The organism is Aeromonas sp. QDB31, assembly GCF_027707605.1.
Lineage (GTDB): Bacteria > Pseudomonadota > Gammaproteobacteria > Enterobacterales > Aeromonadaceae > Aeromonas > Aeromonas media.
Genome location: NZ_JAPCIX010000005.1, coordinates 169,196 through 190,363, shown reverse-complemented (window position 1 = coordinate 190,363; position 21,168 = coordinate 169,196). Strand labels below are relative to the sequence as shown.

Sequence of the window (21,168 nt, the reverse complement as noted above, 5' to 3'; positions counted from 1 at the left end):
CGAGTGAATGAATGTTCATTCATGCCCCCGAATATTATGGTCAAACCAAGCCAAGTCAAGCTGGTAGGAGTCTCGTATGTCACAGCAAGCCTTGCCTCAAACCAGTCACTATTCCGGTGATGATGTGAAAATCATCGATAAATCATCGGGATACAACGGCTTTTTCAAAGTGAACGTCTATCGACTGCAACACAGGTTATTTGCCGGCGGCTGGAATGAGCCCATCGTCCGCGAGCTGTTTGAGCGAGGCCACGCCGCCGCGCTGCTGCCCTACGACCCCGTGCGCGACCAGATAGTGCTGGTGGAGCAGTTCCGCATCGGTGCCATCGAGACCAGCCCGACTCCCTGGTTGCTGGAGCTGGTGGCCGGCATCATAGATGAAGGGGAGACCGCCGAGGCCGTGGTGCGCCGCGAGGCGGTGGAAGAGGCGGGCATCGAGGTGGGTCGCTGCGAGCATGCCATCAGCTACCTGGTGAGCCCGGGTGGTAGCACAGAGCGGATCGAGGTCTATGTGGGGGAGGTGGATGCCAGCCAGGCGGCGGGGATCCACGGTCTGGCGGAAGAGGGTGAAGACATCCGGGTCCATGTGGTGAGCCGCGAGCAGGCTTACGCCTGGCTCAAAGAGGGCCGCATCGACAATGCTGCCTCCGTCATCGCCCTGCAATGGCTGGCCCTCAATCATGGCGAGCTGCAGGCCCGCTGGCTGGCGGGGCGCTAAGGTGTTGTTCGTTCAATATTGCCTGCGGGTTGTGACTGATGGAGCTGCGATATGCCATTAGTCCAGAGCCCGATGAAGCGCTATGTGCCTGATTTGATGTCCTTGCAGCGTACCTGCGAGGTCAATTACATGGCCCTGATGAAGCTGTTGCCTCCCGGTGGTTCCGTGGGGGCCGAACGCCGTTATCAGGTAGGCAACGGCCTGCAGTTCCAGCTCACCGTCAGCGAGGAGAGCCGCTTCACCAGCCAGGTGATCCTGGCCCAGCACAATCCCGAGTTGCCGAGCTACTTGCAGGCTCGCATTGAGATTCGTTTGTACCACGACGTGCGGATGGCGGAAGTGTGTGCGGCGCAACAGATTTCAATGTTGCAACCACGTTATGATTATCCCAATAAAAAAATGCATCACAGGGATGAAAAAGAGCAGGTAAATCTATTCCTGGCCGATTGGCTAAGATTTTGTCTCAAACATGGCACCAGCCCGATCAACATCCTCTAGTCGAACCCAATAAAAAAGAAGCGTGATTTTGGAAACAGAGCTACCTCAGGCGCCGGACGGCAGTGTGCGCCTGTTACAGATTACCGATACCCATCTCTTCGCCAGTGCCGAGGGACGACTGCTGGCCGTGCGAACCGCAGAGAGCCTGGCTGCAGTGCTGGAGCAGGTGCAGGCCAACGCGCATCCGTTCGATCTGATCCTCGCCACCGGGGATCTCTCCCAGGATCACAGCCCGGAGTCTTATCAGCGGTTTGCTTCCATGATGGCGCCGCTGGCGCGCCCCATCTACTGGTTGCCCGGCAACCACGACGACGGCCCCCTGATGACAGAGTACCTCCACGCCGCCGGGATCAGTGAAGCCAAGCAACTGGTGGGGGACCACTGGCAGGTGATCCTGCTCGATACCCAGGTGCGCGGCAAACCCCATGGTGTGCTCGGCGATCACCAGCTGGCGGCCCTGGATCAGGCGCTGCGCCAGCATCCCGAACGTCACGCCCTCATCGCTCTGCACCATCAGGCGGTGCCGGTGGGCTGTGCCTGGCTGGATCAGCACAATCTCAAGAATGCCGACGATCTCTTCGCCGTGCTGGCCCGCCACCCTCAGCAGAAAACCATTTTGTTCGGCCATGTGCATCAGGAGTTTGACGAGGTGCACCAGGGGGTGAGGCTGATCGCCAGCCCCTCCACCTGCATCCAGTTCAAGCCGCTCTCCGACGGCTTCGCCCTGGACGAGTCCGGCCCGGGCTGGCGTTATCTCACCCTGCATCCGGATGGTCGCATTGCCAGCCAGGTGTGGCGTCTGCCGGTGGGACAGTTCGTGCCCGACCCCGATGCCACCGGGTATTGAGGAGTCCGCCACCATGACCCCGGTTCTCCTTTATCTGCATGGTTTCAATTCCTCGCCGGGCTCCGCCAAGGCGCAGCAGATGGCTGCCTGGGTCGCCGAACACAGGCCCGACATCGAAGTGCTCATTCCGGCCCAGCCCAATACGCCGGCGGCGGCCTGGGAAGCCATAGAGCGTGTCATTGCCGAGGCCAGGGCTCGCCATGATGGCCGGCTCAGGCTCGGTGCCGTGGGCAGCTCCCTCGGTGGCTTCATGGCAACGAGAGTCAGTGAGTTGTATGGCTGCCGCGCGGCCCTGATCAACCCGGCGGTGCGCCCCCATGAACTGCTCTGCGACTACCTCGGCCCCCAGGTCAATCCCTACACCGACGAACGCTATGAGTTGCTGCCAACCCACATGGACGAGCTGCGGGCGCTGGCGGTGCCGGTAACCGCCCCCGAACGGCTCTGGATCCTGCAACAGCAGGAAGATGAGGTGCTCGACTATCGCAAGGCATTGAAGGAATACGAGTTTGCCCGCCTGTCGCTGGAGTGCGGTGGCAACCACGCCTTCGTCGGCTTCGAGCGCTATCCGGCCCAGATCATTCACTTCCTCGGGCTCTAGCCGTGCAACCGCCGCTGGCCACCTTTCTGGAACAGGTGCTGGCCACGGCCCAGGCCGGACTCACCTACTCCAACGATCCCTTCGATATCGCCCGCTTCGAGGCGCTGAGAGCGGCAACGGTCACCCTCATTGCCAGTCAGAGTGATTTGAAACCGGACGCCATCGCCCAGTGGATTGCCCTGGATAGTGGCTATCCCACCCCTAAGCTGGATGTGCGAGCCTTTATTCAAAACGATGACGGTCATCTCCTGCTGGTGCAGGAGCGCAGCGACGGGCTCTGGACCCTGCCGGGGGGCTGGTGCGACATCGGCGACTCGCCGGCGGGCGCCGTGGTACGCGAGGTGGTGGAGGAGACAGGTCTGGAGTGCCGGGCCGTGCAGCTGCTGGCCCTGTTCGACAAGCTCAAGCACCCTCATCCCCCGCAACTGCCCCATGCCCACAAGGCCTTCTTCCTGTGCGAGGTGACGGGCGGATCGTTGCTTACCGAGACTGACGAGACCCAAAGTGCGGCTTATTTCCCCATCGATGCCCTGCCCGAGCTCTCCCGCCACCGGGTGGTCGAGTCCCAGCTGCGCAGCCTGCACGACCATGTGCGGCAGGGGCGGCGCCACACCCTGTTTGACTGACACACCCGGGACGCTGAGCCCGGTGGCAAGGAGGCCATATGATCAAGCGCATCGGCAACACCCTCATCCAGGAGAAACACAGGGCCAGCTGTCATTGCGGCGCCGTGGTGCTGGAGCTCAGCCTGCCACATGGGGTGGTGGATCCCCGCCGCTGTGACTGCTCGCTCTGTCGGCGGCGGGGGGCCATCGTCGCCTCGGTGCCGCTCTCGGGCATCCGCATCCTGCAGGGAGAGGCCGAGCTTCGCTGTTACCAGTTCAACACCCATACCGCCAGGCACTACTTCTGCGGCGTCTGCGGCATCTACACCCACCATCAGCGCCGCTCCAATCCGGCCGAGTATGGTTACAACCTCGCCTGCCTGGAGGGGGTCAATCCGTTCGCGCTCGGCGAGGTGCCGGTACTGGACGGGGTCAATCATCCCGCCGATCGTTAAAGCAACGCCGGCCCCGGCCCGGCCCTTTCCCGAAAAATGGCAGGGTACCTGTCCAGATCAAGCTTTCTGTGCTGGGAGTTTGTTCTGCCTCCGCCGAGCAGTTAAGATTCCCTCCAAACGTCAATTCGCAAGGCCCCCCATGTCCACTCAATACAATGCGGATGCCATTGAGGTCCTCAATGGCCTCGAACCGGTGCGTCGTCGCCCCGGCATGTACACCGACACCACCAGGCCCAATCACCTCGGCCAGGAGGTCATCGACAACAGCGTCGACGAGGCGCTGGCGGGCCATGCCCGTACCCTGGAGGTGATCCTGCACGAGGATCAGTCCCTCGAGGTGATCGATGACGGCCGCGGCATGCCGGTCGACATCCACCCGGAGGAAGGGGTCTCGGGCGTGGAGCTGATCCTCTGCAAGCTGCACGCGGGGGGCAAGTTCTCCAACAAGAACTACCAGTTCTCCGGCGGCCTGCACGGGGTGGGCATCTCGGTGGTGAACGCCCTCTCCGATCGGGTCGAGGTGACGGTGCGCCGGGACGGTCAGGTCTATGACATCGCCTTCGAGCGTGGCGACAAGGTACAGGAGCTGACCATCACCGGCACCTGCGGGCGCCGCAATACCGGCACCCGGGTGCGCTTCTGGCCACAGGCGAGCTACTTCGACTCGCCCAAGTTCTCGGTCTCCAAGCTCGAGCACCTGCTGAAAGCGAAAGCCGTGCTCTGCCCCGGCCTCACCATCAAGTTCCTCGACAAGAACACCGGCATCAAGCTTGAGTGGTGCTACGAGGATGGCCTCAAGGATTACCTCATCGATGCGGTCAAGCAGTTCACCTGCTTGCCGGAGCAGCCCTTCGTCGGCGCCTTCAGCACCGAACAGTCAGCCGTGGACTGGGCCCTGTGCTGGCTGCCGGAGGGGGGCGAGTGCCTTGCCGAATCCTATGTGAACCTGATCCCCACTGCGCTGGGCGGCACCCATGTCAACGGCCTGCGCCAGGGTCTGCTGGACGCCATGCGCGAGTTCTGCGAGTTCCGCAACCTGTTGCCGCGCGGGGTCAAGCTGACCCCGGAAGACATCTGGGATCGCTGCGCCTACATCCTCTCGGTCAAGATGCAGGATCCCCAGTTCGCCGGTCAGACCAAGGAGCGACTGTCGTCGCGCCAGAGCTCGGCCTTCGTCTCCGGGGTGGTGAAGGATGCCTTCAGCCTCTACCTGAACAGCAACACCGAGCTGGCGGAGCAGTTAGCCGAACTCTGTATCAGCAGCGCCCAGCGCCGGATGCGCGCCGCCAAGACGGTGGTGCGCAAGAAGATAACCCAAGGTCCGGCCCTGCCCGGCAAGCTCACCGACTGCAACTGCGCCGACCCAATGCAGGGGGAATTGTTCCTGGTGGAGGGTGACTCCGCGGGCGGCAGTGCCAAGCAGGCGCGGGACCGTGAATTCCAGGCCATCATGCCCCTGCGCGGCAAGATCCTGAACACCTGGGAAGTGGAGGCCGGTCAGGTGCTCGCGTCCCAGGAAGTGCACGACATCTCGGTGGCCATCGGCCTGGATCCCGACTCCGAGGATCTCAGCGGCCTGCGCTACGGCAAGGTGTGCATACTCGCGGATGCGGACTCGGACGGTCTGCACATCGCCACCCTGCTCTGCGCGCTCTTCGTGAAGCACTTCCGCACCCTGGTCAACAAGGGCCACGTCTACGTCGCCATGCCGCCGCTGTACCGGATCGACATCGGCAAGGAGGTCTTCTATGCCCTCGACGAGGACGAGAAGAACGGCGTGCTGCAGCGGGTCGAGGCGGAGAAGAAGAAGGGCAAGGTGATGGTGACCCGATTCAAGGGGCTGGGCGAGATGAACCCGAAACAGCTGCGGGAAACCACCATGGACCCCAACACCCGCCGCCTGGTGCAGCTCACCATGGACGAGCAGGGGGAAGATACCCTGCAGCTGATGGACATGCTGCTGGCCAAGAAGCGCGCCCCGGATCGCCGTGAATGGTTGGAAGAGAAGGGCAACCTGGCCATCATCTAAGCCATCGACTGGCCCGCGCGGGTCAGCAAGTATCAGCCGGAGTCGCCCAGGGGCGGCTCCCGAACCGAAAGAGATAATCACATGAGTGATGCTATCGAGCTCAGTCTGTGGATGAAGTAGAGCGCCAACCGACTCTATAACCGAAAGAGAACAAATCTATGAGCGATCTAGAGCTCAGTCTGGACGGGGTAGAGCGCCAGCCCATGCGCGCCTTCACCGAGCAGGCTTACTTGAACTACTCCATGTACGTCATCATGGACCGGGCCCTGCCGCACATCGGCGACGGCCTCAAGCCCGTGCAGCGGCGCATCATCTACGCCATGAGCGAGCTGGGGTTGTCGGCGCTGTCCAAGCACAAGAAGTCCGCCCGTACCGTGGGTGACGTGCTGGGTAAATACCACCCCCACGGCGACAGCGCCTGTTACAAAGCCATGGTGCTGATGGCCCAGCCCTTCTCCTACCGCTACCCGCTGGTGGACGGTCAGGGCAACTGGGGGGCGCCGGACGATCCCAAATCCTTCGCCGCCATGCGTTATACCGAGGCGCGGCTGTCCCGCTTCTCCGAGCTGCTGCTCTCCGAGCTCGGCCAGGGCACGGTGGAGTGGACGCCGAACTTCGACGGCACCATGAAGGAACCCGTGGTGCTGCCCGCCCGCCTGCCCCACATCCTGCTCAACGGGGTGACCGGTATCGCGGTAGGGATGGCGACCGATATCCCGCCCCACAACGCGCGGGAAGTGGCTTATGCCTGCGCCGAGCTGCTGGACAACCCCCATGCAGGGCTCGATGCCTTGATGGCGCACATTCAGGGGCCGGACTACCCAACTAACGCCGAGATCATCACGCCGCGCGATGACATTCGCAAAATCTACGAGACCGGCAAGGGCTCCATCAAGCAGCGGGCGGTCTGGAGCGAGGAGGATGGCGACATCGTCATCACGGCGCTGCCCCATCAGGCCTCAGGTGCCAAGATCATGGAGCAGATCGCCGCCCAGATGGTGGCGAAAAAGCTGCCCATGGTCACCGACCTGCGGGACGAATCTGACCACGAGAACCCGACCCGTCTGGTGATCATTCCCCGCTCCAACCGGGTGGATGTGGAGGGGCTGATGGCCCACCTGTTCGCCACCACTGACTTGGAGAAGAACTACAGGGTCAACCTCAACATCCTGGGGCTGGACAACAGACCCCAGGTGAAGACCCTCAAGATGATCCTCTCCGAATGGATCGTCTTTCGCCGCGAGACGGTGCGTCGCCGTCTGCAATATCGTCTCGACAAGGTGCTGGCTCGCCTGCACATCCTCGAAGGCTTGCTGGTCGCCTACCTCAACATCGACGAGGTGATCGAGATCATCCGCACCGAGGATGAGCCGGGCAAGGTGATGGTGGAGCGCTTCAACATCAGTGAGACCCAGGCCGAGGCCATCCTCGAGCTCAAACTGCGCCATCTGGCCAAGCTCGAAGAGTTCAAGCTGCGTGCCGAGCAGGAAGAACTGGCCGAGGAGCGGGACAAACTCGAACTCATTCTGGGCTCCGAGCGTCGCCTCAACACCCTGCTCAAGAAAGAGCTGCTGGCGGATGCCGAGAAGTATGGCGACGATCGCCGCACCCCGCTGGTGGAGCGGGCCACCGCCGTGGCCCTGACCGAAAAGGAGCTGACCCCGAGCGAGCCGGTGACCGTCATCCTCTCCGACAAGGGCTGGGTGCGCGCCGCCAAGGGCCACGATGTGGACGTTATGGGGCTCTCCTACAAGGCGGGGGACGGTTATCTCGCCCACGCCTGCGGGCGCAGCAACCAGCAGGCGGTGTTCCTCTCCAGCCTGGGCCGTACCTATTCCCTGGAGACGCATACTCTGCCTTCCGCCCGCAGTCAGGGGGAGCCGCTCACCGGCCGCTTCGCCCTGGGGGCGGGGGAAGAGGTGCGCCATCTGGTGATGGGTAACGAGGGCGAGCCGTATCTGATCGCGAGCGACGCCGGTTACGGCTTCGTCTGCAAATATGACGATCTGATTGGCAAGAACAAGAACGGCAAGGCGCTGCTGACGGTGCCGGAAGGGGGCCAGGTGATGGCACCCCAGAAGATTGGCTCGCCAGAGACCGATCTCTGCATGGCCATCTCCAACGAGGGGCGCATGCTGCTGTTCCCGCTCAGCACCCTGCCGGTGCTCGGCAAGGGCAAGGGCAACAAGCTCATCAGCATCCCCTCGGCTTGCGTCAAGGCGCGGGAGGAGTTTATGGTGATGGCCGCCATTATCCCGCAGGGGCAATATGTCACCCTGTTTGCCGGCAAGCGCAAGCTGACTCTGAAACCCTCGGATCTCGACTACTACCGCGGCGAGCGCGGCCGCCGCGGCGCCAAGCTGCCCCGCGGCTTGCAGCGCGTCGATCGCATCGAGATTGAGCCCGTGGCCGGTGAGACGGTTGCTGGGGAAAATCAGGAAGGGTAATTAATAAGAAGGGCGCGAAAGCGCCCTTCTTATTAAATCTTAAGTTAAAAGTCATCTTTTTATATATGTGGTTGCTGGCTAATATTTAACGTCTTCATTGCAATGGTTGCAGATTATAAAACAAGCTTTATTACGGAAGTCGTCTGTATTTCCACATTTCTCACAGCGAAGCTTTTCAAATTTTTTTGTTGTTGATATTTCACTGTAGAGCTTTTCCGATAAGCCTTTCCTAGGTTTCATTTGATTGCTTTTGGTGGGGCTTGATTTTGCATTGTAAATGCTATAAAAATCATTTCTTTTCACTTCCTTTTTAGACACTTCACGTTTTTGGGTTTCAAGAAACAGTTTCTCTTTAGCTTTTTCTTCCTTTATGGTTTGGGCTTGATTTTGTGCATTCTTTTCTGATAAATCTGAATCAAAAAAATAGAGTTTTCCAGTATCCTTGTCATATGTTAAATCATCCAGTGATACCAGCCTATCAACAGCTCGCACTGAAACTGTTGCTGTGTCTTGTAATTCCTCTGCATAATATTCGTGGTAATAGCATTTTAATAAGAGTTTCTCTGCAACTGAGCTGGCAGCTTTGGCTTCATCATCAAATATGAAAGCATTGGATTTATTTGCATAAAAAATATCCAGCTCAGTGAATTTCTTTTTCTCAAAATTCAAGAAAATCCATAAAATAAAGGCTGCACTGTTTTTATAAAACTCTTCGCGAGCAATTATGATATCGATAAATGTTGTGGAAACTTGCAGTTCAAAAGCAACTCTTACGCCAAGCTTGGTATTGATTGCAGAAACATCAGGTCTACGCCATTTTTTTGCAATTCCAGTGATATTTTCCTCTCGAAAGGTTTTTTCTACTTCTACGCAACTAAAAGTGGGGTCACTCTCTAGTAATTTGGCAATTAACAGCTTGTTGACTCTATGCAATGGGCCTTCTTTTTGCCCATTGTATTTCATTGCATTTATTTCATCGAAAGTAAGGTGGGACGTCGTCTTGATTGGACAGTCATCAGAGTCCTTAATATGCCTAAAGTAGAAACTTTGATCTGAACGGCCCGCCAATATTACAGGCTGGTAGCATGTTGAACATAACATGGTGAGTTCATTAACACTCGGCCTCAGTTTTCGCCTCATCTCAAAGAGTTCTTTTTGGGAACGCTCTAAAATATCTCTTACGAAATATGTTTTTCCATCTGAAGGAGAAAAAACTTCTTTAAGAGTGCCCTGTTTCATCAGTGTTCCTCCATAAACTTCTGAAAAATAGTCAAGATGAGCAAGGTTGAATTTTGAGCAGTGTACCTCGTAAAGGGCGTTGTATGAAGCTCTCCGCTTCTTGTGTAGGGCCGTAGGTCTGATTAGCGAAGCGTAATAAGACGATCGCGAAAGTCGGTTGCCGCTGTCCTACGAACAACCCCTCTTTTCCCCTTTCCAATCGCACGGTGCCAATGGCGTGGACAATTACGCTTCGCTAATCGACCCTACTCGCCCCCCGCTCGCTAAGCTTGAAAGGAACAGCACAGTGCCAGGAGGCCAAACATGGAAACGGAGAAAGCCATCGGACTGATCGAGGCCCACGGGGTCTTTCACGGGGATCACTACAGCTTCAACAGCGACGAGTTCGTGCAGTGGTGTCAGCAGGATGCCCACCAGACCCTCAGCCTGGAGCAGGCTAATCACGAGCTTGCCCCCTTCTGCATCCGGGTCGGCTACGCCGAGCCGATCAGGTCGTGGCGTTACTATCTCACCTGACGCGGGCAAAGGGGTTACAACCGCCTCGCCTGCCATCTGCGGGGAGCATTGAAAAAGGAGCCGGCAAGGCTCCTTTCTTGTGATGATGCCAGGCGAGATCGCGAACCCCTCAGTTATTGAAATTCCAGGCGATGGGCAACTCGATATCGAACGTCAGCTGATCCCCTTCGAGGCAAAAGGGCAGGTCGATCTGGTGCTGATCATATTTGTCGACGATAAGGCAACCCTCGAAGAAGTTGGACTCGTAGCCGAGGTGGGCCCGCCCCTGGATACCACTCTGGTCAAGTTCGATGCCGAGCACCCGAGGCGGGTGCTCCTGGCTCAGGTGGACACCGGGGTTCCCCTCATCCACCAGCCGCTCCAGCAGGGGGAAGAAGTCCCGCTTGTGGGCCTCTATGGCCAGGGCGATGGCCTGTGCCAGCTCGGCCTGGTTGGCGAAGGGGCCACCGAGTCGGTATTGGGTCTGGATCCTTTCCTGAGTCATGGTCTGCTCCTTGGCCCCTTCGTCGGAGGGCCGTCTATGGGTGATCAAGGCGTATGCGAAATCAGGCGGGGATGCGGCCGTTGCGCACCAGGGCCCGGCGGATGTTCTTGCACATCTTGCCGAAGCGCTGGATCTCGTCGAAGCTGGGCGGGATGCCGCGATCGATCTGGTATTGCCAGTAGGAGAGGTCGGTGTCCACCAGCTCCATCAGCTTTTTGGGGCAGCCGATGCAGGTGTTGTCTGGTCCACATTTGAAGGTATCCGGCTGATAGAGCGGGAATTCTTGCTTCACGGCGTCGATGATCTGCTGCATCGCGGTGATCCTGTCCGGCTTTCTGCTCATGGCTCTTCCCCTGCGGTCGTATAGGGGAGTCATTATATCCCTGACAAAATGTGGGCCAATGACGCTTAGGAGGTAGTCCTGTTGCGCCTACTGCCTGGCAGATGGCACAACGCCCGGCAAGCCGGGCGTTGTGGGACTATGGTGTGGGCGGTGAAAATGCGCCCTAGAAGTCGTGGTAGAGCGGCCAGCCGAGCAATGTGTTCGAGTACGGCGGGAGCCAGGAGTTAGTCATTGGCATTGATAATGGTCATAGGCTTCGCGCGTGTTGATTTTGTTTGGCGATAAACGAGATCACAAACGAAGTGTTTCTATATTTATTTCAATTGGTTGAATCTGAAGCTCCTGTATATGACGCACTCATTTCGGCGCGTCTTCCAAGAGGTGATCGTCGACGCTCTTCATGGACAGGGCTTCAATAAGAACCTTCTCCAGGATGACAAAAAAACATTTGATGTGAGCCTGTTTCAATACCTGCGGCCGGGTCACCAGATAGACCTCCATATCTGGAAGCTGGAGTTCCGGGAACAATTCGATCAGATCCTTCGCCAGAATACGGGGCAGCACCGCCACCCCCATACCTCGCCTCACCGATTCGAGTTGAACCGAAAACGAGTTCACGCTGATCGGCGTGTGGTCCAGACCTGCGGCCTTTGCCGCACGCATTTGAGGCAACATGTCCAGCGGAGGAAGCAGGCCAATATTGACCGCAGTGGCTGGAGTCAGCCCCGGAAACCGCTTCAGATAAGCCGCATCGGCGAAGACGCCGTAAACGAGCCTGTCTATGAAGCGATAAATAAGCGAAGGTTCGCCCAGATGAGTCGTGCGTACAGCAATGTCTGCGGCGCCGCGGACGATCTTGTGAAAATCGGCTGTGACCAGCAACTCCACCGAGCATCGCGGATGCAGAGTGGTGAAGCGATTCGCGGCCTCCAGCACGCAAGACGAGAATCCCTCTCCTGCACTGACCACGATATTGCCAGATAGCTCTGTGTGCGGTTCGGACATGCCCGTCACGGTTTGACGTCTCAAGCCTGCTTCTGCGGCCAGGGCAACGTCCACGAGGGATTGGCCTCGTGGGGTCAACCTGCATCCTTCAACTCCCCGCTCGACGAGTGGCTCGCCCAGTGCGCCTTCAAGCTGAGTCAGCCGTCGCGCCACAGTAGAGGCTGCGATCCCCAGCAATTGGCCAGCCTGAAGAAAGCTGCCACGTCGCGAGACTGCCAACAACAGGCGAAGATCGTCCCAGTTTGCTTGCAAAGCCATGCTCCATATCTTGCCTGATCTGCAAATTTGCAAAGCTATTATGCAGTAGCCGCTGTTTTTAGATAGCGGCGTCAACGGTATATCTACACTCCCTCGAAAAGAATGGAATGGACTGTATGACAACTGGTTCCAATGGCTATGCGGCACGCGCCGCCAGCGCCTTTAATCGCCGAGACCTGGAGGCGATGCTTGCACTGGTTTCCGAAGACGTTGGCTACTTCGATGGCATAGGGATACAAACAGGTCGTGAGGCCATGCACAAGCGAGAGCTCGCGCTACTCGAAGCATTCCCCGATGCCAAAGTGATCTTGAGCCCATTTGTTGTCACTGACGATCGTTTGGCACTGATCGTCTTCCTGACCGGCACCTTCACGGCACCATTAGTGCTGTCAGACCGGGTGATTCCACCTCATGGGCGCCACATTACCTTGTATTACGCCGCACACCTCACCTTCAGAGACGGCTTGGTCATACGTGAAGAAGTTTTCTTCGACCGTGTGGTATTGATGCCGTTAGCCGATCAGAGTGAGGGGTGATGCATGCATAACACATTTGTCACTGGCGCGACCGGCTTGCTGGGCAACAACCTGGTGCGTGAACTGGTCGCTCGTGGTCACGCAGTCAAAGCCCTGGTTCGTTCAAGAGCCAAAGGTGAACAACAGTTCAAGGATCTGCCGGGTGTGGAACTGGTGGTGGGCGACATGGCTGATGTCGATGCGTTCGCTGCGTCGCTACAAGGCTGTGATACGGTGTTCCACACTGCAGCGTACTTTCGCGACAGCTACAAGGGCGGCAGTCACTGGGAGGAGCTCGACAAGATTAATGTGTCCGGTACACGAAACCTGCTTGGCCAGGCCTATAGCGCTGGCATAAGACGGTTTATCCATACGTCTTCCATTGCCGTGCTCGACGGCGCACCCGGCACGTCAATTGATGAAAACTGTCTGCGGGCCGACGCTGACGCGGATGACTATTACCGCAGCAAGATCCTCGCCGACCGTGTCGTCCTGTCGTTCCTGGAAACCCATCCCGAGATGCATGCCTGCATGGTCCTGCCTGGCTGGATGTGGGGTCCTGCCGACATTGGCCCGACCTCCTCGGGACAGTTGGTCAACGATGTCGTACGCGGTAAATTGCCCGGACTTATCCCCGGTAGCTTCTCCGTTGTCGATGCTCGCGATGTGGCATTGGCGCTGATCGCTGCAGCCAGGTATGGGCGCCGGGGTGAGCGCTATCTCGCGGCTGGCCGGCATATGACAATGCGTGAGCTGATACCTGTTCTTGGGCGTATCGCTGGCGTCAAGACACCCGTTCGACAACTGCCGCTGCCCTTTTTATACGCCTTGGCGGCGGTGCAGGAGGTCTACGCGCGTATTACTGGCAAGCCCATTCTGCTGAGCATGGCTACATTGCGCCTGTTGATACGAGAAAAGGACCGCACCTGTTTCAATCACGGCAAGAGTGAGCGAGAGCTTGATCTGCGTTTCCGGGCGTTGGAGCAAACCATCACCGACACAGTGGTGTGGTACCGTGATCATGGTTGGTTTGGAACACATCAGGACAAGGGCGTAAACGGACAGTGAGACGGTGAGCAGAAAAATAATCCTGATGCGTCACGGCCAGCCCAAGCTGGCCGCAACCGACAAAATGTCAGCGCTCGAGATGAAAGATTGGATCGAGCAGTACGACAGCTCCGACATTACCAAGCACCCCGTCCCGGAAGCCAGCAAGCGACTCGCCGCTACCGCCAAGGTGATAGTCTCGAGCAACCTGCCTCGTGCGCTGACCTCAGTCCAGGCGCTCGGCCTGAAGCCCACCCTCGTCGACGGGCTATTTCGTGAAGCGCCACTGCCTTATGGCCACTGGAGACTGCCACGGCTATCGCCGTTTGCCTGGGCGTTTATCCTGCGAATCTTATGGTTGTGGGGTTACTCACACGGAGTCGAATCTGTCGGCACTGCGAAGAGGCGCGCCAGCACGGCAGCTCAACGACTTCAATCCCTTGCCAGCGAAGGACCGGTGCTGCTGCTCGGTCATGGCTTTATGAATCGAATGATTGCCAGATAACTGGAGGCAGATGGATGGACTCACCAAGCAGGTAACGGCAGCCAATATTGGAGTGCGACTGTGTATCAAAATGACAGTATTTAAGAGGTGAGCGCTTCTGTTATGCAGAGATCGGCGACCCCCTTCGAAACTGACTGGGCCGATACGGGTATGGTTGCAATGACCTGCGAGCGTTCCCGAGAGGAGCGCTCGACGCCTCACAATTGGGTTGGTTGTACGTTAGTGCTTATATAGGGGCGTGTTCTATTGGCAGTGCTTGTTCGGCGGCGCCTACTGCCAGGCAGATGACACAACGCCCGGCAAGCCGGGCGTTGTGGGACTATGGTGTGGGTGGTGAAAATGCGCCCTAGAAGTCGTGGTAGAGGGGCCAGCCGAGCAGGGGGTGACGGAGCCCGGCGCGCATCTCCATGTTGTCGAGCTTCTCCGGCGAGGCGTTGTCCCGTTGCAGTTGCTGATACTGGCGCACAAACCCCAGGGTGTGCAGCAGGTTCGGCACGAAGCCCGGGCTCAGCTCCTGGCGCAGGGCGGCGGCCATGTCGGCGGGCAGTTCGGCGAGCATCAGGGCAAGCTGGGCGGCGAGATAGTTGGTATCGTACCAGGCCTCGTCGAGTTCAATCTCCCGCGCCAGTTTGCGCTTGAGATCCTGCTTCACCTTCAAGGGCGCGGCGCCGCTACCCTTGCCGCAGAGGATGCGGTAAAGCAGGGCCTCGGCCAGCTTGTCCTCCATGGTGGGGTGGTCGCTCTCGCTGGCGAAGAAGTGCTGATCGATGAGCCCCATCAGGCGGCTCTTGTTGTGCTCGGCCAGCGCCTTCTCGTACTCCTGCCACCCTTGCCACTCCTCGATGTCGGGGGGGCTCGAGATCTTGTCCAGCAGCCTGGCATCCACGTCGCCATATAGGCTGTTGCCCGTCTGTTTGGGGCTGACGGAGATCAGCATGGACCAGCCCTTCTGGAACGGCTTGATGGGCCCCTCCGGCGCCTGCAGCAGGGCCAGCGCCCGGGCATTGTCGCGCCCGGAGAGCTCCTGCAACCCCAGGCTCACCACGCCGATGACGTCGTGGGCGGCCTGCTCCAGCAGGTGCATCTTGTACTTGTTGTAGTACTTGTCGGCGAACTTCAGGCTCATCAGCACCGCCTTGCCCTTGATGGCGGCAAGCTGCTGGTCGCTCAGGCGTTCGTTGTCGCGGCCAAAACGCAGTACCTGGGTGAGGAAGGGGCCTTCGTTGGCCTCGCGGATGACTAGCTGCATAGGGCTCTCCTCAATCCAGGAAGCTGAACATGTCGTCCACTTCGTCGTACTCGTCGCTGACCTGGTTCTTCTCCTTGGCCTGCATTACCAGCTCGTTGGCGAACTTGTTGATGATGCCGTCCCAGGTGGCGTTCTCGCTGCGCAGCAGCGACTTGATCGCTTTCTCCACCTCGGGAGCCTGCTCGCGAATGAGCATCAAGAGGCTTCTCGGGTCATCCAGCGGGTAGTCGTGGGCATCTTCGCTCTGCTGGCGCTCGCTGTAGGTGAGGGACTCCTCGAGATCTTCCTCTTCGGCGTGCAGGGCGTCGCGATAGCCCTCTTCATCCTCGTAGCGATCGCCGCGATAGAACTCGATGAAGGGGATGGCGAGGTAGAAGAGCCCGGCGGGATCGTCGGCGATGCACTCCAGGATCTCGGTCTGCTTGGCCTCGCTGTCCTGGGTGCGGATCAGGTAGTTGAGGAAGTCGAAGGTGTGCTGCTGCAGCTCTTCGGCATTGTTCTTGATGGCCTCTTCCCAGTAGAGCGGTTGCTGGCAGACGATGTCGCGGATCCGCTCCGGGGTCATCAGCTCGGAGATGATGGACGGGAAGGAGATGTCGTGCTGGCCGTTGATCTGGGTCAGGGTGACGATATCAATGTTTTCAATCACTTCGGCCAACTGCTCGTCGGACATGGTCTTGGCGATCAGCTCGAACTTCTCGCTCGCCTGTTTCGGTTCGACCACGGCCAGCTCTTTGATCTCGATGGCGGTAATTTCTATCAGACTATTGCTCATGCCTTGCCCCAATTAGAAACGTACTTCGTCGTACATGTCCTGATCGTCTTCCTCACCCTCGCCGCCATGATAGTCGGCGTCGGCATCTTCCCCATCTTCCTCTTCTTCGTCCCGCAACTCGTAGTCGTCATCGGCACGGCGGCCACCGCGGGGCAGGGGATTGTCCAGCAGATAGAGCACGGCGCAGGCTTCGATCAACTGATCTTCGCTCTGGGCCCGCACCGCCTTGACCAGCGGCAGATCGGCGTTGTTGAACGCTACCGATACCTTGAACGCGTCCCATGAGGGTTGTACGCCGTCGGCGAGCCACCTGGCCCACTCCGGTTTCGCCTTGGGCGGGAACTGTACCCGGCCATAGAGGGCGAGCGGCAGGTATTCGGGCATGAACTCCAGCATGCTGATATCGGCCAGCAGCAGGGCCTTCATCTTGCCGGTGAACTGCTCGAGCGCCTTGGGCTGATCCTGATCCCGGTAGGATTCGATGTTCTCGCCCGCGTCACTCATCAGCGCTTTGATGCGCGCCTGGTCCCATTTTTTTTGCATAGCGCCCTCAGGGGTAGAATTGGTCCCACATCTCCTGCATGGCAGCAGCGGGATCGGTCACGATGACGTTGTTGAAATCTTTGATGAAAGCGGCTCTCGCCTTGGGATCGGAAAGTACCTCGTAGGCCTTCTTCACCTGATGCAGCTTGATGGCTGCCTGCTCTTTCTCTTCTTCGCTCGCCCCGTGCAACTTGTCGGGGTGGTACTGGTTCGAGAGCCGTCTATAGGCTTTCTTGATGTCGTTTTCGTTGGCGTTGGACTTGACGCCCAGCACCCGAAAGTAGTTGTTCATGGCAGATCCTGCATCACTGGCATCATCAGAGTCACAATGCTGGCGCCTGATGGGGCTTGGGGGAACCAGGCACGGTAAAAACCCGTCATTTTAACGGAAACTACCGGCCACCGCCATGAATAGGACACGAGATGACGGCAGCCCGGGACGGGCACGGATCCCGCTCGTCACGGAGCGGCTTGTCAGCCCTGCAGACACGGAGGGCCCGGCATGGGGACTACACTGACAGAGGGTATCCGTGACGGGCGACAGTGTACTCATGCTGGAACCACATCGTCGGGCGTGCATGTGACAAGGATCCTGCCCTGGGGATAGGCATCAGGACCCGGCAAGGCCGGGGCCATCACAAGGAATAGACATCATGTTCAAACGTTATCTTCTGCCTCTGGTACTGCTGGGCGGTGTCGCCATCGCCGCCGATGAGAGTCTCGATGAGCCGCTGGTGATGCTCAAGGGGGATATCACCAAGGCCCAGTTCATGGAAAGAGCCGAGCAGCGCTTCGCCCGGCAAGACAGCAACGGTGATGGCACCCTGTCGGTTGCCGAGAAAGAGGCCGCCATGGCCAAGATGCAAGAGGCGATGAAGCAATCGGGCAAGGCCATGCCGGGCAAGATGGGCAACATGAGGCCGATGCAGGATACGACCAAGGCGCAGTTCATGGAACGCCATGAGACCCTCTTCACCCGTCTGGACAAGAACGGTGACGGCGTGATCGACGAGGCCGAACGGGCAAACGTCAAGGCCCGGCTCGGCCAGGGGATGATGTCCCCGGCGCAATAGGTCTGAGCCTGAAGTGAAGGGAACCACCTTCAAGATGAAAAAAGAGCCCGGTAGTCATACCGGGCTCTGCTCATTGTGATGGGGCTCAAGCCAGCCAGCTGGCCCACAGCAGCCGTAGCTGCAAGCCCCAGCGACTGCTCCAGCCCGTGGTGCTGCTCACCACCTTGCCGTCCTTGAGGATGAGGAAGCTGGGGGTGACGTTTACCTGCCAGCGGGCGGCGAGCGTCCCCTGCTCATCGTTGTGAGTCGGGAAGCTGAGCCCCTTTCTGGCCATGCCCTGTTGCAGTCTGGTGTTGTCACCGGAGCGCAGTGCCACCGTCAGCACGTTCTCGCCGTCTTGCCAGAGCTGCTCCACTGCCGGGGTCGTGAAGCGGCAGACGGCGCACCAGCTGGCCCAGTAGTAGATCAGCAGCGGCCGCTCCCGGCTCATGGCCTGCAGGTCGGCCCGGGTGCCATCTTGCAGAGTCAGCACTGGCAGCGGGCTGCCCTCCGGCAGCGCCGGGCTGCGCCACAGATCCAGCACGGTCGAGAGGATCAGGGCAAACAGCAGCAGCCAGAGCGCCTCCTTGCCCCAGCGTCGCCAGCGGGGTCTGGGGGTTGCCGTCTCGGTCATTCGTTACCCCAGTTTCGCCAGTTCAGTTTTCACGAGCTGTTCGAGCTGCTCGTAGGGGAGGGCGCCCGGCACCAGCTGATTGCCGATCAGGGTCGCCGGTGTGCCCTGCACCCCCAAGAGGGTGCCGATACGCAGACTATTGCGCAGCTCCTCGGTGGCCTTGCCCTCGGGTTTGAGCGCCACATTGCCGGTGGCTGCCAGCGCCTTGTTGATGTCCGCCTCGGTCAGCATGCCTTGCTTGCTCATCAGCTTGTCGTGCAGAGCGAGGAAGCGGGCCGGATCCTGCTGCCACAGGGTCAGGCTGTACTGGGCCGCCTTGGCGGAGGTCTGCCCCTTGAACGGCAGCAGCTTGATCACCAGCCCCAGATCGTTCGGATAGGCCTTGAGCAGCTTGGCCACCGCAGGGTCGAACTGCTTGCAGTAGGGGCAGTTGTAGTCGGTGAAGAGCACCAGGGTCAGCTTGGGGTTCTTGGCCCCCAGGCGCGGGCTGGTGGCACTGTTGAACAGCACGTCCTGGTTGCCCTTGATGAAGTCGCCGAGCTGGGCCGCCTGATCCGCGGCGTTCTGTTTCTCCCAGGATTCGGCCGCTTCATCGAGGATCTTCGGATTCTGGACCAGGGTCTCGCGGATGAGCTCCTTGATGCGGGCCTCCTGCTCCGGGGTGAAGGGGGCGGCGTGCAGAGCCGGGGTCAACAAGGTGCCCAGCAGGGTCAGGGCGAGCAGGGTCGGTTTCATTTGGTTTCTCCTTGAGAGGGGGCAATACCGGCTTGCGACAGGGTGGCAAGCAGGGTCGATCGGTCCAGCAGGGGGGAGAGGATCTCGCCATCCGTCAGGCCGGGCCCGTAGATCTGGTTGAAGGGAATGGCCACGCTGCCGCGCTGGCGCAGAAAGTTGGCGATGGTGTCGGAGGGACGGCTCCAGTCCCCGCGCAGGGCCACCACATCGGGGGCGCTCAGGGCCTGTTGCACATCATCTCGCAGCAGTACGTTGAATTTGTTGGCTTTGCAGGTGATGCACCAGTCTGCGGTCACATCGACGAAGACTCGTTTGTTCTGGGCCAGTGCCAGCGTGATGGCCTGCTCCGAGAGCGGCTGCCAGTCGACCCTGTCCTGCTGGGGCTTGCCGTCCAGGGTGAAGGCGCCGCCGAACAGCAGGGCCCCACCCAGCAGGCAACTCAGTGCCAGCCCCAAAGTCAGCGTGCGTATGCCATGGCGCCACACCACGGCCAGCAGCAGGGCGACCAGCATCAGCGCCATCAGGATCAGTATCCAGAAGGGGCCGACGTGGTTGCCGAGCAGGCTGAGCAGCCAGAGGCTGGAGCCCAGCATCATCAGGCCCAGCAGGGTGCGCAGGCGTCCCATCCAGCGGCCCGGCTTCGGCAGCCAGAGTGCGAGACGGGGGAAGGCGGCGATCAGCAGCCAGGGCAGGCTCATGCCCACACCGAGGGCAGTAAAGATGAGCCAGAGCTGGCCGAGCGGCGCCCCGAGCGCAAAGGCGACCGCAGTGCCGAGGAAGGGCGCGGAGCAGGGGGTGGCCAGCAGGGTGGCAAAGCAGCCCTGCAGGAAGTGACCCCCCAGCCCCTGGCCGCCGCTGGTGGCCAGGCGGGTATTGAGGTTGCTCGGCAACCGCAGCTCGAACAGCCCCAGCAGGTTGGCGCAAAACAGCGCCGTCACCACCACCATGAAGCCGATAAACCAGACGCTCTGGAACTGTATGCCCCAGCCGACCGCTCCCTGGGTGGCGCGCAGCAGGGTGCTCATCAGCGCCAGCGCCCAGAAGGAGACCAGAATGCCTGCACTGGCCGCCAGGAATTGCAGGCGCACCGGGCGGCGCTCCCGGCTCTCGAGTTGCAGCACGGATCCCAGCTTGAGGGCCAGCACCGGCAGCACGCAGGGCATCAGGTTGAGGATGAGGCCCCCCAGCAGCGCGGCTCCCAGCAACCAGAGCAGCGACTGGCCGCCGCTCGGCAGGGTCAGGGGGTCACCTATGCTGACCTCGCTCTGCCAGGCCTGCTCGCCACTTGCCAGCACCAACCCGAGCCGCTGATGACGGATATCGGGGGCATCCCCCTGCCAGCCATCGCTGACCGGAATGCGTGCGATCAGGGTGTTGCCCTGGACCTCCAGCCTGGGCTCGCCAAATTCGGCTCCCTCCAGGCGTTGGAGGAAGACCTGGGGATCCTGCCAGCCCTGGGGGTTGTCGGCGGTCAGTTGCAGCTGGTTCTGCCGGTAGCCCGCCTCGAGGGTGACCGTGCCCGGCATGGCCTGTGGCAGGGTGCTCATGGCCTTCGCATAGGCAAGGTCGAACCCGTCAGGGGCAGCGCCGTCCAGCGCCAGGGTGAAGGGGTAGTCGGTCAGGATGCAGACGTTGCTGCAAGTCGAGAGGCGCAGGGTACCCGTCAGCGCCTCGCTGCCGCTGCGGGTGAGGCTGATGGGAAGGCTGACGTCCCCCTGGTAGCCCTGGGTCGAGATGCCGCTGACGTCGAACCGCCTGGGCACTGGCCAGTGCCACTGCGCCGTCGGCTCGGGCTTATCCCAGAGGATCTCGGGGGCTATGCCGCCTTCTCCCGGGTTCTGCCAATAGGTTTTCCATCCGGATTCAAGCTGCAGGCTGAGCAGCATCCGGGGGGCGGCGGGATCCCGTGTGTCAGCTTGCAGCCGCACCTTGGCGTGATCGTTCTGGGGGCTGGTGAGCCAGCCGGTGTCGCTGGCCAACCCAAAGGATTGCCACAGCAGACCGCTCAGCAACAGGGCGGTCTTGATGATGTTTGACATGTGTTTGTCTCTTGAAAATGAAAGTCAGG

Annotated in this window: 24 protein-coding genes; 13 read left to right on the top strand and 11 right to left on the bottom strand. The window is 59.8% G+C overall.

The window, feature by feature from the left end:
* Positions 1-76: 76 nt before the first annotated feature.
* From nudF to parC, 8 genes are all read left to right on the top strand, one after another.
* Complete coding sequence (nudF, locus tag PG898_RS07635) at positions 77-718, top strand: ADP-ribose diphosphatase (RefSeq protein ID WP_025325572.1); 642 nt, start codon at positions 77-79, stop codon at positions 716-718.
* Between the two features lie 51 nt (positions 719-769).
* Positions 770-1,216, top strand: coding sequence for a DUF1249 domain-containing protein (locus PG898_RS07630; RefSeq protein WP_270823592.1), 447 nt, complete (start codon positions 770-772; stop codon positions 1,214-1,216).
* Positions 1,217-1,244: 28 nt separating this feature from the next.
* Positions 1,245-2,063 (top strand): 3',5'-cyclic-AMP phosphodiesterase, encoded by an 819-nt coding sequence (gene cpdA / locus PG898_RS07625; RefSeq protein ID WP_042649406.1) that lies wholly within the window; start codon positions 1,245-1,247, stop codon positions 2,061-2,063.
* A gap of 13 nt (positions 2,064-2,076) precedes the next feature.
* Positions 2,077-2,664, top strand: a complete 588-nt coding sequence (locus PG898_RS07620; protein ID WP_270823594.1) for a YqiA/YcfP family alpha/beta fold hydrolase — start codon at positions 2,077-2,079, stop codon at positions 2,662-2,664.
* 2 nt (positions 2,665-2,666) lie between these two features.
* The gene (locus tag PG898_RS07615; protein WP_270823595.1) at positions 2,667-3,290 is read left to right on the top strand and encodes an NUDIX hydrolase; all 624 of its coding nucleotides are present in this window, start codon (positions 2,667-2,669) and stop codon (positions 3,288-3,290) included.
* Between the two features lie 38 nt (positions 3,291-3,328).
* Positions 3,329-3,724, top strand: a complete 396-nt coding sequence (locus tag PG898_RS07610; RefSeq protein ID WP_270823596.1) for a GFA family protein — start codon at positions 3,329-3,331, stop codon at positions 3,722-3,724.
* A gap of 139 nt (positions 3,725-3,863) precedes the next feature.
* Positions 3,864-5,753, top strand: coding sequence for a DNA topoisomerase IV subunit B (parE, locus tag PG898_RS07605; protein ID WP_270823597.1), 1,890 nt, complete (start codon positions 3,864-3,866; stop codon positions 5,751-5,753).
* Between the two features lie 158 nt (positions 5,754-5,911).
* Positions 5,912-8,200: a DNA topoisomerase IV subunit A gene (gene parC, locus PG898_RS07600; RefSeq protein WP_270823599.1), complete on the top strand. Its 2,289-nt coding sequence runs from the start codon at positions 5,912-5,914 to the stop codon at positions 8,198-8,200.
* 78 nt (positions 8,201-8,278) lie between these two features.
* Here the strand turns inward: parC and PG898_RS07595 are convergent, their stop codons facing one another.
* Positions 8,279-9,439 (bottom strand): DUF6035 family protein, encoded by a 1,161-nt coding sequence (locus PG898_RS07595; protein ID WP_270823600.1) that lies wholly within the window; start codon positions 9,437-9,439, stop codon positions 8,279-8,281.
* A gap of 303 nt (positions 9,440-9,742) precedes the next feature.
* Here PG898_RS07595 and PG898_RS07590 point away from each other — a divergent pair, with 303 nt between their 5' ends.
* Positions 9,743-9,955, top strand: coding sequence for a hypothetical protein (locus PG898_RS07590; RefSeq protein ID WP_182786717.1), 213 nt, complete (start codon positions 9,743-9,745; stop codon positions 9,953-9,955).
* A 109-nt stretch (positions 9,956-10,064) separates the two neighbouring features.
* Here PG898_RS07590 and PG898_RS07585 read toward each other — a convergent pair whose 3' ends face one another.
* The 3 genes from PG898_RS07585 to PG898_RS07575 form a co-directional block, all read right to left on the bottom strand.
* Positions 10,065-10,439, bottom strand: a complete 375-nt coding sequence (locus tag PG898_RS07585) for a hypothetical protein (protein WP_043132545.1) — start codon at positions 10,437-10,439, stop codon at positions 10,065-10,067.
* A 61-nt stretch (positions 10,440-10,500) separates the two neighbouring features.
* Complete coding sequence (locus tag PG898_RS07580; protein WP_005330471.1) at positions 10,501-10,752, bottom strand: hypothetical protein; 252 nt, start codon at positions 10,750-10,752, stop codon at positions 10,501-10,503.
* A 387-nt stretch (positions 10,753-11,139) separates the two neighbouring features.
* Positions 11,140-12,045 (bottom strand): LysR family transcriptional regulator, encoded by a 906-nt coding sequence (locus PG898_RS07575; protein ID WP_182786716.1) that lies wholly within the window; start codon positions 12,043-12,045, stop codon positions 11,140-11,142.
* A 116-nt stretch (positions 12,046-12,161) separates the two neighbouring features.
* Between PG898_RS07575 and PG898_RS07570 the strand changes: the two genes are divergently transcribed.
* From PG898_RS07570 to PG898_RS07560, 3 genes are read left to right on the top strand one after another with little or no spacing between them, the layout of a single operon-like run.
* Positions 12,162-12,581, top strand: a complete 420-nt coding sequence (locus PG898_RS07570; RefSeq protein WP_041206470.1) for an ester cyclase — start codon at positions 12,162-12,164, stop codon at positions 12,579-12,581.
* Positions 12,582-12,584: 3 nt separating this feature from the next.
* A complete protein-coding gene (locus tag PG898_RS07565) occupies positions 12,585-13,628 on the top strand; it encodes an SDR family oxidoreductase (RefSeq protein ID WP_182786714.1) in 1,044 nt (347 codons plus the stop codon).
* A 4-nt stretch (positions 13,629-13,632) separates the two neighbouring features.
* Positions 13,633-14,112, top strand: coding sequence for a histidine phosphatase family protein (locus tag PG898_RS07560; protein ID WP_270823603.1), 480 nt, complete (start codon positions 13,633-13,635; stop codon positions 14,110-14,112).
* Positions 14,113-14,458: 346 nt separating this feature from the next.
* On the opposite strand, the gene atcC is transcribed toward PG898_RS07560, so the two are convergent.
* From atcC to atcJ, 4 genes are read right to left on the bottom strand one after another with little or no spacing between them, the layout of a single operon-like run.
* Positions 14,459-15,361, bottom strand: a complete 903-nt coding sequence (atcC, locus tag PG898_RS07555; RefSeq protein ID WP_182786712.1) for a cold adaptation protein AtcC — start codon at positions 15,359-15,361, stop codon at positions 14,459-14,461.
* A 10-nt stretch (positions 15,362-15,371) separates the two neighbouring features.
* Positions 15,372-16,136 carry a cold adaptation protein AtcB gene (gene atcB / locus PG898_RS07550; RefSeq protein ID WP_182786710.1) on the bottom strand — a complete coding sequence of 255 codons (765 nt, stop codon included), beginning with the start codon at positions 16,134-16,136 and terminating at the stop codon, positions 15,372-15,374.
* A 12-nt stretch (positions 16,137-16,148) separates the two neighbouring features.
* Entirely contained in the window at positions 16,149-16,679 is a 531-nt protein-coding gene (atcA, locus tag PG898_RS07545; RefSeq protein WP_171272740.1) for a cold adaptation protein AtcA, read from the bottom strand.
* Between the two features lie 7 nt (positions 16,680-16,686).
* Positions 16,687-16,971, bottom strand: a complete 285-nt coding sequence (atcJ, locus tag PG898_RS07540) for a cold adaptation protein ActJcold adaptation protein ActJ (protein WP_182786708.1) — start codon at positions 16,969-16,971, stop codon at positions 16,687-16,689.
* Between the two features lie 361 nt (positions 16,972-17,332).
* On the opposite strand from atcJ, the gene PG898_RS07535 reads away from it, so the two are divergent.
* Complete coding sequence (locus PG898_RS07535) at positions 17,333-17,752, top strand: EF-hand domain-containing protein (RefSeq protein WP_042649992.1); 420 nt, start codon at positions 17,333-17,335, stop codon at positions 17,750-17,752.
* A gap of 85 nt (positions 17,753-17,837) precedes the next feature.
* Here PG898_RS07535 and PG898_RS07530 read toward each other — a convergent pair whose 3' ends face one another.
* The 3 genes from PG898_RS07530 to PG898_RS07520 are packed head-to-tail and all read right to left on the bottom strand — an operon-like array spanning position 17,838 to position 21,139.
* Positions 17,838-18,365, bottom strand: a complete 528-nt coding sequence (locus PG898_RS07530; protein WP_042649991.1) for a protein disulfide oxidoreductase — start codon at positions 18,363-18,365, stop codon at positions 17,838-17,840.
* 3 nt (positions 18,366-18,368) lie between these two features.
* Complete coding sequence (locus PG898_RS07525; protein ID WP_171272739.1) at positions 18,369-19,100, bottom strand: DsbA family protein; 732 nt, start codon at positions 19,098-19,100, stop codon at positions 18,369-18,371.
* Positions 19,097-21,139, bottom strand: a complete 2,043-nt coding sequence (locus PG898_RS07520) for a protein-disulfide reductase DsbD family protein (RefSeq protein WP_182786706.1) — start codon at positions 21,137-21,139, stop codon at positions 19,097-19,099. Before PG898_RS07520 ends, PG898_RS07525 begins: the two co-directional genes overlap by 4 nt.
* Positions 21,140-21,168: the final 29 nt, after the last annotated feature.